Source organism: Tissierella praeacuta DSM 18095 (assembly GCF_900128955.1).
GTDB classification, from domain to species: Bacteria; Bacillota; Clostridia; order Tissierellales; family Tissierellaceae; genus Tissierella; species Tissierella praeacuta.
In genome coordinates this window covers 72,399-88,821 of sequence record NZ_FQTY01000004.1, presented here as the reverse complement: position 1 = coordinate 88,821, position 16,423 = coordinate 72,399, and the positions used below count along the sequence as shown (strand labels likewise).

The window sequence follows — 16,423 nt, the reverse complement described above, 5'->3', positions numbered from 1 at the left end:
GGTATATTGATATTTGCTATTGGGGATTTACATTTTGATAATACTGGTGAAAAGCCAATGGATATATTTGGTGAAAATTGGATAAATCATGAGGGGAAAATAATAGATAGTTGGAAATCTATTATAAAGGAAGATGATTTAGTTTTATTAGCTGGGGATACATCATGGGCATTGAAACTTGAAGATGCCTATGAAGATTTATTAAAAATAGACGAGTTACCAGGTGAAAAAATAATTATAAAGGGAAATCATGATTATTGGTGGAATAGTTTGAGAAAGTTAAATAATCTTGAACTTGAAACAATAAAATTTCTTCAGAATAATAGTTTTATATATAATAATATTGGGATTGTAGGTACTAGGGGATGGTCAGCTATAGATAGCAATATTGCTGATGAAAAGGATTATAAGGTGTTTAATAGAGAGTTAAATAGACTAAGATTATCTTTAGATTCTTTGAAAGAAGATGTAGAGAAGATTCTTGCAATTTTACACTATCCACCTTTTAACCCAGATCTTAGTTCAAATGAATTTATTGATATAATGAAAGAGTATAATGTAGATATCTGTATATATGGACATTTACATTCTGGGGGACATAAATATGCTGTTGAGGGAATAGTGGAAGGTATAAATATACATTGTATATCAAGTGATTATATTGATTTTGTCCCCAAGAAAATATTATAAGGAGTGTGAAAGTATGAAAATATTAGTTGAAAAAGATTATGAAGCTATGAGCAAAGTAGCTGGAAAAATATTTATAGAATCAATAGAAAGAAAGCCAGATATTGTTTTAGGATTGGCTACTGGAAGTACACCTATTGGTATGTATAAAGAGATGATAAGAGCACATAGAGAAGAAGGGTTGGATTTTTCCAAAGTGAAAACTTTTAACCTAGATGAATATGTAGGTTTGTCACCAGAACATCCTAGTAGTTATAATTATTTTATGAACAATGAACTTTTTAGATATATCAATATAGATAAAAAAAATATTCATTTGCCTGATGGAAAAGCAAAAAATATAGAAGAATACTGTAAGAGGTATGATGACATGATAAGTAAAGCTGGTGGAATAGATATCCAATTACTTGGAATAGGTGAAAATGGTCACATAGCCTTTAATGAACCAGATGAAGCTTTATCTATAGGTACATCTGTTATTAAATTAACTCAAAACACTATAGAGGTAAACTCTAGATTTTTCAACTCCATTGAAGAAGTGCCTAAAACAGCAATAACAGTGGGAATAGGTACTATATTAAAGGCAAAAAAAATAGTGTTATTAGCTAGTGGGATAAAAAAAGCACCAGTTATAAAGAAATTATTAAAAGATAATAAGGTAACAACTCAATTACCAGTATCTTTTTTACTACTTCATCCTGATGTAACAATTATAGTTGATGAAGAGGCTTATAATGGTTAAGGGAGGACATGAGATTGAAAGAACTTGAAGTGAAAGTTTTAAATGTGAATTTAGATGAAATGGAATCAAAATTAAGGTCTTTAGGTGCTACATTAATAGAGAAAGAACTTCAAGTAAATACATTAATAGATTCTAAAGAAAATTTTATACAAAATGGCCTAGATAGCTATTTAAGAATAAGAGAAGCTAGGTCCATCTTAAACAATAACATTAAGTTTACATTAACTATGAAGAAAAACATTAATAGAGAAGGAATTAGGGAAAATATTGAAATCAATACAGATATATCCGATAAAAATGCTATGTTAGAAGTTTTAAAATCATTGGGATATTATGTTATTCAAGAAGGTTTTAAGGAAAGAACTTCTTATGTACTAAATAATATAAGATTTGATTTAGACAAATGGGATGATAGTACTTATCCTGAGCCGTATATGGAGATTGAAGTTAATGATGAAGATGAACTTGAAGGTATAATAGAACTGTTAGATATTCCAAAAGAAAATATTTCTACTAAATCTATAGTGGAACTTAGAAAAGAAAAAAATTTGTTGTAACCAAAATCCCTCAATTAGAATAATATGTATTAATCTAATTGAGGGAGGTTTTGTTATGCTAAATAATTTGTTAGGCTGTGATGATAATAATAATATGATACTAATTATTATCTTAATACTTTTACTATTAGGTAATGATGATTGTGGATGTGATCATGATCCTTGTGGAGGTCATGGAGGAATATTTGGTGGAGGCAATATAATATGGATACTTATACTATTATTCCTGCTTGGTGATATTTTTTAAAAACAGCAGATATTCTGCTGTTTTTTTAATTCTTAAAAATATAGTAACCACTTTAACACTAATTTCATAAAATACAGTGAGGAATAAATATAAGGAGGTATTATGATGACTGAAGAATTAGGTGTAAGACCAGAGCGTAGAGGTATATTTGATAGATTAGGTTGTAATGACGATTCATTGCTATTTTTCTTCCTGATATTAGTTATTATATTCTGTAACTCAGGATGCTTTAATGACAGAAATGATGATTCACTGTTATTTTTCTTCCTTTTATTAGTAATACTATTTTGTGGAGAAGACTTTTTCTAAATATACCTAAAGTAAAAATCCCGTTTCAAACGGGATTTTTTTATGTATAATATAAGAATCAAAACTGGGTAAAATATTAAGAAAAATTAATATAAATAATTCAAAAAAAATAATATATAGTATGGCACAATTAGATATATGTGCTATAATATATATTATAAAATTAAATAGGAGGTTATACTAATGGACGGATATAAATATATTAAATGGTTTAATGAAATTAATAAAAATGATATTCCAGTTGTTGGAGGTAAAGGAGCTAATTTAGGAGAACTTACTCAAAAAGGGTTAGATGTACCACCAGGATTTTGTATAACTGCAGGAGCATATAATCGTTTTATTGATTATGCAGAGTTAGATGAAATAATCAAAGAATTAATTAGAGGGTTAGATGAAGAAAACTCTGATATGCTTCAAAATGTTAGTCGTGCTATTCAGGATAGAATAAATTGTGGAGAAATACCAGAGGATTTAAAAAATGAAATAATAGCTGCCTATAGAGAGTTTAGCAAAAAAGTTAATTTAGAAAATCCAGAAGTTGCTGTTAGATCTTCAGCTACAGCAGAGGACTTGCCAGAAGCATCTTTTGCTGGTCAGCAGGATACTTACTTACACATAAGTGGAGAGGAAGAATTAATTAAATATGTTAGAAAATGTTGGGCATCTCTTTGGACAGCAAGGGCTATTTATTATAGAGTAAAGCAAGATTTTGAGCATTTTGATGTTTCTTTATCTGTTGTAATTCAAAAAATGGTAAATAGTGAAAAATCAGGAGTCATGTTTACTGCTAATCCTGTAAATAGTAATACAGATGAAATGATGATAAATGCTAGCTGGGGGTTAGGAGAAGCCGTTGTATCTGGAACAGTTACTCCTGATGAATATTTAGTAAATAAGAAATCAAAAAAAATTGAAGAAAAGCATATTGCAGAAAAAAACATTATGGTAGTAAAAAGAAAAGATGGAGTAGGTACTGAAGAAATAAAAATTGCAGATTATTTAGGACAGGATAAAGTAAATGATCAATGTTTATCAGATGAAGAAATAATGGTTCTAGCAAATTATGGAATTAAAATAGAAGAAATGTATGGTTCATATCAGGATATAGAATGGGGATTTGATAGAGATACTAAGAAATTATATATATTACAATCAAGACCAATAACGACTTTGAAAGGAGATGTTAGTGTGAGTGAAGTAAGAGAACAAAAAGAATTAAAAATGCTTGTAAGAGGTTTACCTGCATCACCTGGAATTGGTAGAGGAAAGGTTAGGAATATTAAAGATATATCTGAAATTGGAAGAGTGGAAGATGGAGATATTTTAGTTACAGTTATGACAAATCCTGATATGGTTCCAGCCATGAGAAAGGCTGCAGCTGTAGTTACAGACGATGGAGGGAGAACTTGTCATGCAGCCATAGTATCTAGGGAACTTGGCATACCTTGTATTGTGGGAGCAAAGAATGCCAGTGTAACTTTAGTAGAGGGCTTAGAGGTAACAGTTGATGCAAGTAGGGGAGTAGTTTATGAGGGAACTGTACTAGAAGAAAAAGAAGAAAAAAAATCTGATGGAACAGCTGTAGGAATAAGTGAAGAAATATTAGCTAGTTTATCTCCAGTAACAGCTACAAAAATTTATATGAATCTTGGAGAACCTTCATTAGTAGGAAGATATAAAAACTTGCCTTTAGATGGTATTGGTCTAATGAGAACAGAGTTTATATTTACAAATATGATAGGTGCTCATCCAATGTATTTAGTAAAAACAGGTCAAGGTCAATTATTGATAGATAAAATGGCTGAAGGAATTCAAATGGTAGCTGGAGAAATTTATCCAAGACCAGTTGTTGTTAGAATGTCTGACTTTAGAACAAATGAATTTAGGGGATTAAAAGGCGGAGATGAGGTAGAACCAATAGAGGCAAATCCAATGATAGGTTGGAGAGGAGTATCTAGATATATTTCACCAGAATATGAAGAAGGGTTTAGATTAGAATGCCAGGCTCTAAGAAAAGTTAGAGAAGAATTTGGTTTAACCAATGTATATGCAATGTTACCCTTTGTAAGAACTACATGGGAGTTAAAGAAAGTAAAGGAAATAATGGCAGAAGAAGGATTAGTCCAAAATAAAAACTTTAAGATTTGGATAATGGCAGAAGTACCATCAGTAGTATTTGAAGCAGAAGAATTTGCACAAATGGTAGATGGCTTTAGTATAGGAAGTAATGATTTAACTCAACTTGTAATGGGAGCAGATAGAGATTCAGGTATATTAAATAATATGGGATATTTTGATGAAAGAAATGAAGCAGTTAAGAAAGCTATATCAATTCTTATAAAAGCAGCCCATAAATATGGAAAGACTATTTCTATATGTGGTCAAGGACCTAGCCAATATCCAGAGTTTGCAGAATTCCTTGTTGAACAGGGAATAGACAGTATGAGTGTTAATCCAGATACTGTTGCCTATACAAGAAGATTAGTGGCTTCAGTAGAACAAAAAATTATATTGAGAAAACTTAGAAATATATAAATTTATATAATATTAAAAATCAGATAACATAGAATTTATCTATATTATAAGGCATTGGAATAGAGCAATGCCTTAATTTCTATTTTTTTATAGTTGTCAAATTTCCAATGGTATAGTATAATTTACTTTGTTGTAAGTTATCAAATATAAGCGAATAATCGTGTTTTTAGAATTTTCTAAATACATACAACAATATATATTGTTGGTAAATTTATAAATATGAAAATACTACTAATACGATTAATAAGCAAAAAAAAATAAGGAGTGATTCAATGTTTAAAAACAAGAAAATCTTATCACTAGTAACGCTTACTTTAGTTTTATCACTTGTTTTAACAGCTTGTGGTGGAAGTAAGGGAATTGCTAGAAAAAACCCAGCGGATACTTTAGTTGTTGCTCAGGGTGCAGATGCTAAGAGTTTGGATCCACATGCAACTAACGACCAGCCATCATCAAGAGTTACTAAACAAATTTATAACACTTTAGTATTTGCTACTGAAGATATGGAGATAGTTCCGTCTTTGGCAGAATCATGGGAAAAATTAGATGATTTAACTTGGGAATTCAAACTTGCACAAGGTGTAAAATTCCATAATGGGGAAGAACTAAAAGCTTCAGATGTTAAGTTTACATTTGATAGAATGTTAGTTTCACCATCTGTATCACATATTCTAGGACCAGTAACTGAAATTAAGGTTGTAGATGATTATACAGTACAAATAATTACTTCTGAACCGTTTGCTCCCTTATTAGCTCATCTTACTCATACTGCTTCTTCAATATTAAATGAAAAAGCTGTTACAGAATATGGTGCTGACTATGGACAAAAACCAGTAGGAACTGGACCATTTAAAGTTGTAGACTGGCAATCAGGAGATAGGATTACTCTTGAAAGATTTGATGATTATTTCAAAGGTGCTGCAAAGATAAAAACTGTTATATTTAGAAATGTTCCTGAAGGAACAAACAGAACAGTTGGTCTTGAAACTGGAGAAATTGATATAGCTTATGATGTTGAACCAATTGATAAGAAGGTAGTTGAAGAGGCTAAAGGATTAGAGCTAATTGAAGGCCCATCATTCTCAAGCCAATATTTAGGATTTAACACTAAGAAGGCTCCATTTGATAACGTAAAAGTTAGACAAGCAATTAACTATGCAGTAAACGTACAAGAAATAATAGACGTAGCACTTGAAGGTGCAGGAGAAGTGGCAAAATCACCTTTAACAGATTTAATTTTTGGTGCAGACAAGGATATAGAAGGTTATTCATATGATGTGGAAAAAGCTAAAGAATTATTAAAAGAAGCTGGATATGAAAATGGATTTAAAACTTCTTTATGGACAAACGATAACCCAGTAAGAGTTAGAATAGCAGAAATGGTTCAAGCTCAACTTAAAGAAGTAGGCATTGACACTTCAATAGAAGTTGTTGAGTGGGGTGCTTTCCTAGACAGAACATCAGCTGGAGAACATGATATGTTTATCCTTGGATGGACTACAGTAACTGGTGATGCAGACTATGGTTTATATGCATTATATCACAGTTCACAACATGGAGATGCTGGAAACAGAACTTTCTATAGCAATCCAGAAGTAGATAAATTACTAGATATTGGTAAGACAGAAGTAGATACTGATAAGAGATTAGAAGCATATAAAGAAGCTCAGAACTTAATAGTAGAAGATGCTCCTCAATTATTCTTATACTTCTCTACTCAAAATGCTGGTGAAAATAGTGCAATTCAAGGCTTTAAATTACATCCTGCTGGACATCACTCATTATACAATGTAACTATCCAAGAATAAGAATGCAATTTATGATGAAGCGGGACTATCATGTCCCGCTTCTAATTCTTTAACATGATAGCGAGAAACAATAATAGAGTATATTCATCAGATTAAGGAGGGAAAAAGGTGCATAAATATATTTTAAGAAGATTATTACTTTTAATACCAGTAATATTAGGCGTTACCTTTTTAGTATTTACAATTATGTACTTTACACCAGGAGACCCTGCAAGGCTTATACTTGGTGAGAGTGCACAACCTGAACAGGTGGCAGCTTTACGAGAAGAAATGGGATTAGATGATCCATTTATAGTACAATATTTTAGATTTATAACTAAGGCATTAACTGGAGATTTTGGAAGGTCTTATTCAACTAAAAGACCAGTTTTCGATGAAGTGTTTGCAAGATTCCCAGCTACTTTAAAACTTACTGTAGCGGCTATGATTATTGCAGTATTAATAGGTATTCCTGTAGGTATTATTTCTGCAACTAAACAATATTCATTATTAGATAGTATAGCTATGATAGGAGCGTTAATCGGGGTTTCCATGCCAGTATTCTGGTTGGGATTAATGTTGATATTAGTATTCTCTGTAAAACTTAGAATTTTACCATCAAGCGGCTCTGAAACTTTATTACATTTAATTTTACCAGCCTTTGCATTAGGCGTTGGTTCAGCTGCAATTATTACTCGTATGACTAGGTCGTCAATGCTTGAGGTAATTAGACAAGACTATATAAGAACTGCAAGGGCTAAAGGTGTTGCAGAGAAGAAGGTAGTAAATAAGCATGCATTAAAAAATGCTTTAATACCTGTTGTCACAGTAATAGGTTTACAATTTGGAGGACTCCTTGGTGGTGCAGTTCTTACTGAATCTGTATTCTCATGGCCAGGAGTAGGAAGATTAATGGTTGAAGCCATCAGACAGAAAGATAGTCCTATGGTTTTAGCAACTGTTGTATTTATATCTGTAACCTTTAGTTTCGTTAACCTTTTAGTTGACTTATTGTATGCATTTATAGATCCAAGAATTAAATCCCAATATAGATAGTTAATTTTTCGAGTAAGGAGGTAGAAAAATGGATAATGGTATTATAAAAGGCAATGAAAACAATTCTAATACAAATAAGAAAAAGAGAAGCCAATGGGGAGAAGTGTGGAGAAGGCTAAGAAAAAATAAAATGGCTATGCTAGGATTAACAATAATAATTATTTTAATATTGTTAGCTGCCTTTGCAGATATAATTGCTGATTATGAAGAAGTGGCAATAAAGATGAATACAGCAGTAAGACTTCAAGGACCAAGTAAAGACCATATTTTAGGCACGGATGAACTTGGTAGAGATATATTTGCTAGAATGATACATGGTGCAAGAGTATCATTAAAAGTAGGTATAATAGCAGTTGGTATTGCTATTATAATTGGTGGTACATTAGGAGCAATTGCTGGATTTTATGGTGGAAAACTTGATAATATTATAATGAGAACAATGGATATTTTCTTAGCTGTTCCAAGTATATTACTTGCAATAGCCATAGTATCTGCACTTGGGACAAGCATGATTAATTTAATGGTTGCTGTAGGTATATCATCAATACCTAACTATGCTCGTATTGTAAGAGCATCAGTCCTTTCTATTAAAGATCAAGAATTTATTGAAGCAGCTAAGGCAATTGGAGCTAAAGATACTAGAATTATATTAAAACATATATTACCAAACTCAATGGCACCTGTAATTGTACAAGGAACTTTAGGAGTTGCTGGTGCTATATTATCAACAGCAGGTTTAAGTTTTATAGGATTAGGTATTCAAAAGCCAGCTCCAGAATGGGGTGCAATGCTTTCATCAGGTAGACCTTTCCTTAGAGAAGCATGGCATGTTACTACATTTCCAGGTATAGCTATTATGATTACTATATTGTCACTAAACTTACTTGGTGATGGTTTAAGAGATGCTTTAGACCCTAGACTAAAACAATAAGAGAGGAGGAACTTAAATGAGTAAGGAATTCTTAAATATTAAAGATTTACACATTCACTATATAACAGAAGAAGGTACTGTTAAGGCTGTAAATGGAATTAATATAGATTTGAAAAAAGGCGAGACTTTAGGTCTTGTTGGTGAAACAGGAGCAGGTAAAACAACAACTGCTTTAGGAATCCTAAGATTAGTTCCTAATCCACCTGGAAAAATTATGGAGGGTGAAATATTTTTAGAAGGACAAAATATATTAGAGTTGTCAGAGGAAGAAATGCGAAAGATAAGAGGTAATAAGGTATCTATGATATTCCAAGACCCTATGACAGCTTTAAACCCAGTTATGACAGTAGGAGAACAAATAGCAGAAGTTATTGAAATACATGAAGATTTATCAACTAAAGAAGCTGAAGAAAAATCTAAAGAAATGCTTGAGCTAGTTGGAATACCTGGAGCTAGAGCAAATGATTATCCACATCAATTCTCAGGCGGTATGAAACAAAGAGTAGTTATAGCCATAGCCTTAGCATGTAATCCAGGGCTTTTAATAGCTGACGAGCCTACTACAGCTCTTGATGTTACTATTCAAGCACAAGTTTTAGACCTTATGAATAAATTAAAGAAAGATTTTAACACGGCTATGCTTTTAATCACCCATGATTTAGGTGTTGTGGCAGAAGTCTGTGATAAAGTAGCTATAATGTATGCTGGTGAAATAGTAGAGTATGCCAGTATAGAGGAACTTTTTGAAAATCCAAAACATCCATATACTAAAGGATTATTTGGTTCTATTCCAAGTCTTGATGAAGAAGTGGATAGATTAAAACCAATAAAAGGATTAATGCCAGATCCTACAAATCTACCTTCAGGTTGTAAATTCCATCCAAGATGTATACATGCTACGGAAGCATGTAAAAATAACCATCCTAAGGATATAGAAGTGACACCTGGACATAAGGTAAAATGTTTAATTTATTCTGGACAAGTAGAACCAAAGGGGGATATGTAAATGGAACCAATATTAAAAGTTCGAGATTTAAAAAAATACTTTAATACCCCTAAAGGATTACTTCATGCAGTTGATGGTGTTACTTTTGATATTAATAAAGGAGAAACTCTTGGAGTTGTAGGGGAATCTGGTTGTGGGAAATCAACTTTAGGTAGAGTAATACTTCATTTATTAGAAGCTACAGATGGAGAGTTATTCTATGAAGGTGAAGATATCACAAAACTTACAAAAACAGAATTCAGGGAATTAAGACAGAAAATGCAAATTATTTTCCAAGACCCATTTTCATCTTTAAATCCTAGAATGACTGTTAGTGAAATTATTAAAGAACCTATAATAATTCATAAAACAATAAGAGATAAGAAAGAAATAGACAAAAAAGTGTCTGAATTAATGGATACTGTAGGATTAGCTGATAGACTTGTAAACACTTACCCACACGAGCTTGATGGTGGTAGAAGACAAAGAATTGGTATAGCACGTGCTTTAGCACTTAATCCAGGGTTTATAGTCTGTGATGAGCCAGTATCAGCTCTTGATGTATCTATCCAAGCACAGGTACTAAACTTAATGCAGGACTTACAAAAAGAAATGGACTTAACTTATATGTTTATAACCCATGACTTATCTGTAGTTAAACATATATCAAACGATATTCTTGTAATGTATCTTGGTCAATTAGTTGAGAAGACAAATTCTAAGGATTTGTTTAAAAATCCATTACATCCTTATACAAAGGCTTTACTTTCAGCTATACCAGTACCAAGTTTAAAATATAAGAGAGAAAGAGTATTATTAAAGGGTGAGCTTGCTTCTCCAATAAATCCAAAGCCAGGATGCAGATTTGCACAAAGATGTATTTATGCAAAGGATAACTGTCACGTAGATAATCCAGTAATAGAAGAGGTAATGCCAGGTCATTTTGTAGCATGTCATCATATACGAGAAATAAATGGACTAAAATAGTTATAATAAAAGAAAAAAGGCAGATTATCTGCCTTTTTTCTTTTATTAAATATCCAATTATAGTATAATAAGGGTATTAATTGATTGAGTATGAATTATATTTATTAATAAAACCATAAAGATTTAGGAGGGTGAGTATGATAATTAATGAAAGATTAAAGAGACTAAGAAGTTTAATGAAAGATAGGGGTATCACCGCCTATATTGTTAATACTGCGGATCCACATCAATCTGAATACGTAGCCGATTACTATAAAAGTAGAGTGTGGATATCAGGATTTACAGGTTCAGCTGGTACCGTTGTAATTACTCAAGATGAAGCGATTTTATGGACTGATGGTAGATATTTTATTCAGGCAGAGAAGGAATTGAAAGGCTCAGAATACAAATTGTTTAAAATGGCAATTCCTGGTTTTCCAACTTATACAGAGTGGTTAAGGGACAAACTAAATAGTGGAGATACCCTTGGATTTGATGGTAAAGTATTTGCACAATCTGCAGTTGAAAGTTTGGAAAATGAATTTAAAGAAAAAGATATTAAATTTATTGATGAATACGATTTAGTAGGTGAGATTTGGGAAGATAGACCTAATCTTCCAAAGGGAAAAGTATTTATACATGATTTAAAATATACAGGAAAAACAGGTAAAGAGAAGGTTAAAGAAATACGAGATGAGATGAAGAAAAGTAATGCAGATTATTTTCTTATAGGAAGTTTAGATGATATAGCATGGTCATATAACATTAGAGGAAAAGATATATTATATAGTCCTGTTGTAATTTCTTATGCTTTAATATCAATGGATAAAGCTTATTTATTTATAGATAAAGAAAAGATAAATGATGAAATTGAAGCTTTTTTAAAGGAAAATGGAATAGAAGTTTTTGAATATGAAAAAGTAATAGATTTTGTAAAAACAATATCTAAGGAATCAAAAGTATATTTAGATAAAAGCAGAATAAATAGGTGGTTATATAAGGCTATACCTTCACAATGTAAGATAATAAATGGAATGGATATTACAACAAGATTAAAGGGAATGAAAAATTCTACTGAAATTAGAAACCAGAGAAATGCATATATTAAAGATGGAGTTGCATTGGTTAAGTTTTTATACTGGCTAGATAAAAGTGTAGGAAATATTCCAGTTACTGAAATGTCGGCTCAGGAAAAATTATTAGAATTTAGAAAAGAACAAGAAGGATTTATTGAACCAAGTTTTGGAACTATCTCAGCATACAAAGAAAATGCGGCTATGATGCATTATTCAACTAGTGAGACTTCTAATGCTAAGATAGAAAAAGAAGGATTATATTTAGTGGATTCAGGTGGACAATACTTTGATGGAACTACTGATATTACTAGAACAGTAGTTATGGGGCCCATAACTGAAGAGGAAAAGAGAGATTTTACTTTAACATTAAAAGGACATATTAATTTAGGAAATGCAAGATTTTTATATGGAGCTACAGGACATAGCCTTGATGTTTTAGCAAGATACCCATTATGGCAAGAAGGTATTGACTATAAATGCGGAACTGGACATGGAGTAGGATATTTACTAAATGTACATGAAGGACCCCATAGGATAGCAGTAGTTGCAAATACTGTTGTACTGGAAAAGGGAATGATTGTAAGTATAGAACCAGGAGTATATAAAGCAGGAAGCCATGGTATAAGAATAGAAAATGTAGTAGTTGTAGATGAAGATATAAAAACTGATTCTGGTCAATTTATGAAATTTGAAACATTATCTTTTGTTCCAATAGATTTAGAAGGAGTAGAAGTTTCTCTTTTATCTGAAAATGAAAGGATATGGTTAAACGAATATCATAAACAAGTATTTGATAAGCTTTCACCTTATTTAAATGAAGAAGAAAAAGCTTGGTTAAAAGAAGAAACTAGAAGTATATAATACAACTTAATAACTTCCATTTTTGGTGCCTGGCACCGAAAATGGAAGTTATTACATAGATAGAATTAGGAGGGAATAATAATGAATGTAACAAAAGTTACTGACGATACTTATTTACTTTCGGTAAATGTAGAAAATATATTATTTGAAGGATTATGGGAAATACCAAATGGAGTTTCTTTAAATTCTTATATAATTAAGGGAGAAAAAACTGCAATTGTTGATGGTGTATGTGGCTGGGATGGATATCCAGAATCTTTATTTAATCTTTTAGACAAATTAAATATAGAGTCTAAATCAATAGAGTATCTTATAATAAATCATATGGAGCCAGATCATTCTGGATGGATTGAATCTTTTAAAAAAATAAATCCTGATTTTAAAGTTGTTTGTAGTAAAAAATCAGCAGAGCTATTAGAAGCTTTTTATGGTCATACTGATAATATTACTGTTGTAAAAGATAAGGATACTTTGGACTTAGGAAATGGTCATATTTTAAAATTTGCAGAAATACCTAATGTTCATTGGCCAGATACAATAGCAACTTTTGATACCTTAACAGGTACTTTATTTTCATGTGATGCTTTTGGATCATTTGGAAATCTTACAGAATCTAATTATGATGATATGCTTGATGAAGAAAAATTGGATTTTTATGAGAATGAGGCAGTTAGATATTATGCAAATATAGTAGCAGCATTTTCTATGCCAGTTAAAAAAGCTATTGATAAATGCTCTCCTTTGCCTATTAAGATTATAGCCCCAGGACATGGAATAGTATGGAGAAAGAATCCTACTAGGATTATAGAAGATTATCTTAGATATGCTTCTTATCAAAAAGGACCTGCAAAAGAAGAAATAACTCTTATATGGGGCTCTATGTATGGGATGACAGAAAAGGCAGTAAATCATGCAGTTAAAATATTAGAAGAAGAAAATATAAAAGTTAATGTTCATAGGGTTCCAGAAACTTCTTGGGGAACTATATTAGCATCGGCTTGGAATTCAACAGGAATAATTCTTGCTATGCCAACCTATGAATATAAAATGTTTCCACCAATGGCAGCAGTATTGGAGGAATTGGGAAAGAAAAAAGTACAGGGTAGAAAAGCCTTTAGTTTTGGTTCTTATGGATGGTCAGGAGGAGCTCAAAAAGAACTTGATGAAATTATGAATAAATATTGTATGAACTGGGAATTTATAGAGCCAGTAGAGTTTAAAGGAAGTCCAAGAGAGGAAAGTTTAAAGTTAATAGAAGTAAAAGTAAAAGAGTTAGTAAAAGAAGTAAGAGAAGCAGTAGGAGCAACAGTGAATAGTTAAAAATCAATATTAAATAAAGGGCGATACTAGAAACATTAGTATCGCCTTATATATAGGGATCCTATAAATATAACAACTAAAAATCTATAAGTTTGTTATAATAGAAATATAGTCTACAGTTTCAAGACTTAAATCTATTTGCTGGTTGTACCATTTTATGACTGACAGTATTACTCTGCTTTCTATGGAGTAACTCAGTAGTTTCTCGTAAGATATTTGTTTATTTAGTTAGGTTATAAAAAATTAGCGTAAGCTTAAAAGGTGATTAAGTGTTCAATATAGAAGAAGAATTAAAAAAATTACCTGATAAACCAGGTGTTTATATAATGAAGGCTCAAAATGATGAGATAATTTATGTGGGAAAGGCCATATCTCTTAGAAAGAGAGTAAGGCAATATTTTCAGTCGGGGAAAAACAATCCCCCTAAGGTTAATGCCATGGTTAAGCATATATCTGAATTTGAATATATAATAGTAGATAATGAAATTGAGGCTTTAATTCTTGAAGCTAATTTAATAAAAAAGTATAAACCAAAATATAATATTCTATTAAGAGATGATAAACAGTATCCATATATTAAGGTAACTGTTAATGAAAGTTATCCTAGAGTAATGAAGACTAGAAAAGTTGTAAAAGATGGGGCTAAATATTTTGGACCTTATCCCAGTGTATATGCAGTAAATGATTCTATAGAGATTATAAGAAGTTTATATCCCCTTAGAACTTGCAATCGAAATTTAGAGAAGGATATAGGAAAAACAAGGCCTTGTCTAAATTTCTATATAGGCAGATGTTTAGGGCCATGCCAAGGGAATGTAGACCAAAATAAATATATGGAGATGGTAGAAGAAATACTTTTGTTTTTAAATGGGAAAGAAGATAAACTGGTAAATATAATAGAAAACAAGATGAAAGAAGCTGCTAAAAATTTAGACTTTGAGTTAGCTGCAAAATATAGAGATCAAATAAACTCTTTAAAGCTGCTTCATGAAAAACAAAAGATAGTATCAACTACGAATATAATAGATCAAGATATAATTGGAATGGCAAGAGGAATTGAAGAAGTATGTATTCAAATATTCTTTATTAGGGGTGGAAAAATAGTTGGTAGAGAGCATTTTATATTAGATGATATTTTTGAAGATGATAGAAAAGAAATTTTAAGTTCATTTATTAAACAATTTTATATAGGAGCATCCTATGTGCCAAAGGAGATAATAATCGAAGAAGAATTTCAAGATATAGAGATTATAACTAAATGGCTAAGTGAAAAGAAAGGTTCTAAGGTAAATATTTTAGTTCCAAAACGAGGAGAAAAAATAGAGTTAATAGAAATGGTGAGAAAAAATGCCTTAGACATGTTAAATCAATATGGTGATAAGTTTTTGAAGAAGGCTAGAGAAAATCAAAAAGCTTTAGAGGAATTACAAAATATCTTAGATATTTCCAATGAATTAAATAGAATCGAGGCATTTGATATATCAAATATTAGTGGTGTGGAATCAGTGGGATCTATGGTAGTATTTGAAAAGGGAGAAGCTAAGAAATCAGATTATCGAAGGTTTAGAATAAAAACAGTATCTGGAGCAGATGATTATGGAAGTATGGAAGAGATATTGTTGAGAAGATTTACTAGAGGCATAGAAGAGAGAAAATTGTTAAAAGAGAATAAGATAGAAGTTAAAGGCTTTTCTATTTTTCCAGATTTAATAATGATGGATGGCGGCAAGGGACAAGTTAATGTTGCAATTAGAATATTAAAAGAATTAAATATAGATATTCCTGTGTGTGGACTTGTAAAAGATGATTTTCATAAGACTAGGGGAATAATATATAATAATAAGGAAATTAGATTAGATGAAGACTCTTTAGGGTTTAGATTAATATATAGAATTCAGGAAGAGGCTCACCGTTTTGCAATTTCTTATCATAGATCTCTTAGAACTAAGAAAATGTTTAAATCTGAATTAGATGATATTAAGGGTATAGGAGAAAAAAGAAAGATTGAGCTGCTAAAACATTTTCAAAGTATTAATAATATAAAAAATGCAACTATAGAAGAATTATCAGAAGTAAAGGGTATGAATAAATTAGTAGCAGAAGAATTATACAATCATTTTAATAAAAAGAAGGGGGGATTTTGATTTGAAAAAACTTTATTTATCAAGTACAGATAAAAAAATATGTGGAGTATGTGGGGGCATCGCAGAATATTTTGAAATTGATGTTACTTTAGTAAGGTTAGCTTGGGTATTATTATCACTTTTTACTGCAGCTTTTCCAGGTATAATAGCATATATAATAGCTTGTATGATTATTCCAAAACAAAGCTTTTAATATTGAAGTCACCTTGGTTGTAACAAA

Annotated in this window: 15 protein-coding genes; all 15 read left to right on the top strand. The window is 31.1% G+C overall.

Features of this window, described 5'->3' with window-relative positions:
- The first annotated feature begins 6 nt into the window (after positions 1-6).
- The 15 genes from BUB33_RS06390 to BUB33_RS06320 all read left to right on the top strand — a co-directional run bounded on the left by BUB33_RS06390 (position 7) and on the right by BUB33_RS06320 (position 16,396).
- A complete protein-coding gene (locus BUB33_RS06390; RefSeq protein ID WP_072974488.1) occupies positions 7-690 on the top strand; it encodes a metallophosphoesterase in 684 nt (227 codons plus the stop codon).
- A 13-nt stretch (positions 691-703) separates the two neighbouring features.
- Positions 704-1,429 (top strand): glucosamine-6-phosphate deaminase, encoded by a 726-nt coding sequence (gene nagB, locus BUB33_RS06385; RefSeq protein ID WP_072974485.1) that lies wholly within the window; start codon positions 704-706, stop codon positions 1,427-1,429.
- Between the two features lie 14 nt (positions 1,430-1,443).
- The gene (locus tag BUB33_RS06380) at positions 1,444-1,986 is read left to right on the top strand and encodes a class IV adenylate cyclase (protein WP_234949999.1); all 543 of its coding nucleotides are present in this window, start codon (positions 1,444-1,446) and stop codon (positions 1,984-1,986) included.
- 55 nt (positions 1,987-2,041) lie between these two features.
- Positions 2,042-2,233 (top strand): hypothetical protein, encoded by a 192-nt coding sequence (locus BUB33_RS06375; protein ID WP_072974480.1) that lies wholly within the window; start codon positions 2,042-2,044, stop codon positions 2,231-2,233.
- Positions 2,234-2,338: 105 nt separating this feature from the next.
- The gene (locus tag BUB33_RS06370; protein ID WP_072974478.1) at positions 2,339-2,542 is read left to right on the top strand and encodes a hypothetical protein; all 204 of its coding nucleotides are present in this window, start codon (positions 2,339-2,341) and stop codon (positions 2,540-2,542) included.
- A gap of 183 nt (positions 2,543-2,725) precedes the next feature.
- On the top strand, positions 2,726-5,077 hold the full coding sequence (gene ppsA / locus BUB33_RS06365) for a phosphoenolpyruvate synthase (protein WP_072974476.1): 2,352 nt from the start codon (positions 2,726-2,728) through the stop codon (positions 5,075-5,077).
- A 272-nt stretch (positions 5,078-5,349) separates the two neighbouring features.
- Positions 5,350-6,885: a glutathione ABC transporter substrate-binding protein gene (locus tag BUB33_RS06360; RefSeq protein WP_072974473.1), complete on the top strand. Its 1,536-nt coding sequence runs from the start codon at positions 5,350-5,352 to the stop codon at positions 6,883-6,885.
- 108 nt (positions 6,886-6,993) lie between these two features.
- Positions 6,994-7,920 (top strand): nickel ABC transporter permease, encoded by a 927-nt coding sequence (gene nikB, locus BUB33_RS06355; protein ID WP_072974470.1) that lies wholly within the window; start codon positions 6,994-6,996, stop codon positions 7,918-7,920.
- Between the two features lie 28 nt (positions 7,921-7,948).
- On the top strand, positions 7,949-8,851 hold the full coding sequence (locus tag BUB33_RS06350) for an ABC transporter permease (protein WP_072974468.1): 903 nt from the start codon (positions 7,949-7,951) through the stop codon (positions 8,849-8,851).
- A 16-nt stretch (positions 8,852-8,867) separates the two neighbouring features.
- Positions 8,868-9,857 (top strand): ABC transporter ATP-binding protein, encoded by a 990-nt coding sequence (locus tag BUB33_RS06345; protein WP_072974466.1) that lies wholly within the window; start codon positions 8,868-8,870, stop codon positions 9,855-9,857.
- A complete protein-coding gene (locus BUB33_RS06340) occupies positions 9,858-10,823 on the top strand; it encodes an ABC transporter ATP-binding protein (RefSeq protein WP_072974464.1) in 966 nt (321 codons plus the stop codon). It abuts the gene before it with no gap.
- A gap of 137 nt (positions 10,824-10,960) precedes the next feature.
- A complete protein-coding gene (locus BUB33_RS06335; RefSeq protein ID WP_072974462.1) occupies positions 10,961-12,739 on the top strand; it encodes an aminopeptidase P family protein in 1,779 nt (592 codons plus the stop codon).
- An 81-nt stretch (positions 12,740-12,820) separates the two neighbouring features.
- Positions 12,821-14,059 (top strand): FprA family A-type flavoprotein, encoded by a 1,239-nt coding sequence (locus tag BUB33_RS06330; protein ID WP_072974460.1) that lies wholly within the window; start codon positions 12,821-12,823, stop codon positions 14,057-14,059.
- A gap of 269 nt (positions 14,060-14,328) precedes the next feature.
- On the top strand, positions 14,329-16,203 hold the full coding sequence (gene uvrC / locus BUB33_RS06325; protein ID WP_072974457.1) for an excinuclease ABC subunit UvrC: 1,875 nt from the start codon (positions 14,329-14,331) through the stop codon (positions 16,201-16,203).
- Between the two features lies 1 nt (position 16,204).
- A complete protein-coding gene (locus BUB33_RS06320) occupies positions 16,205-16,396 on the top strand; it encodes a PspC domain-containing protein (protein ID WP_072974455.1) in 192 nt (63 codons plus the stop codon).
- Positions 16,397-16,423 lie beyond the last annotated feature (27 nt).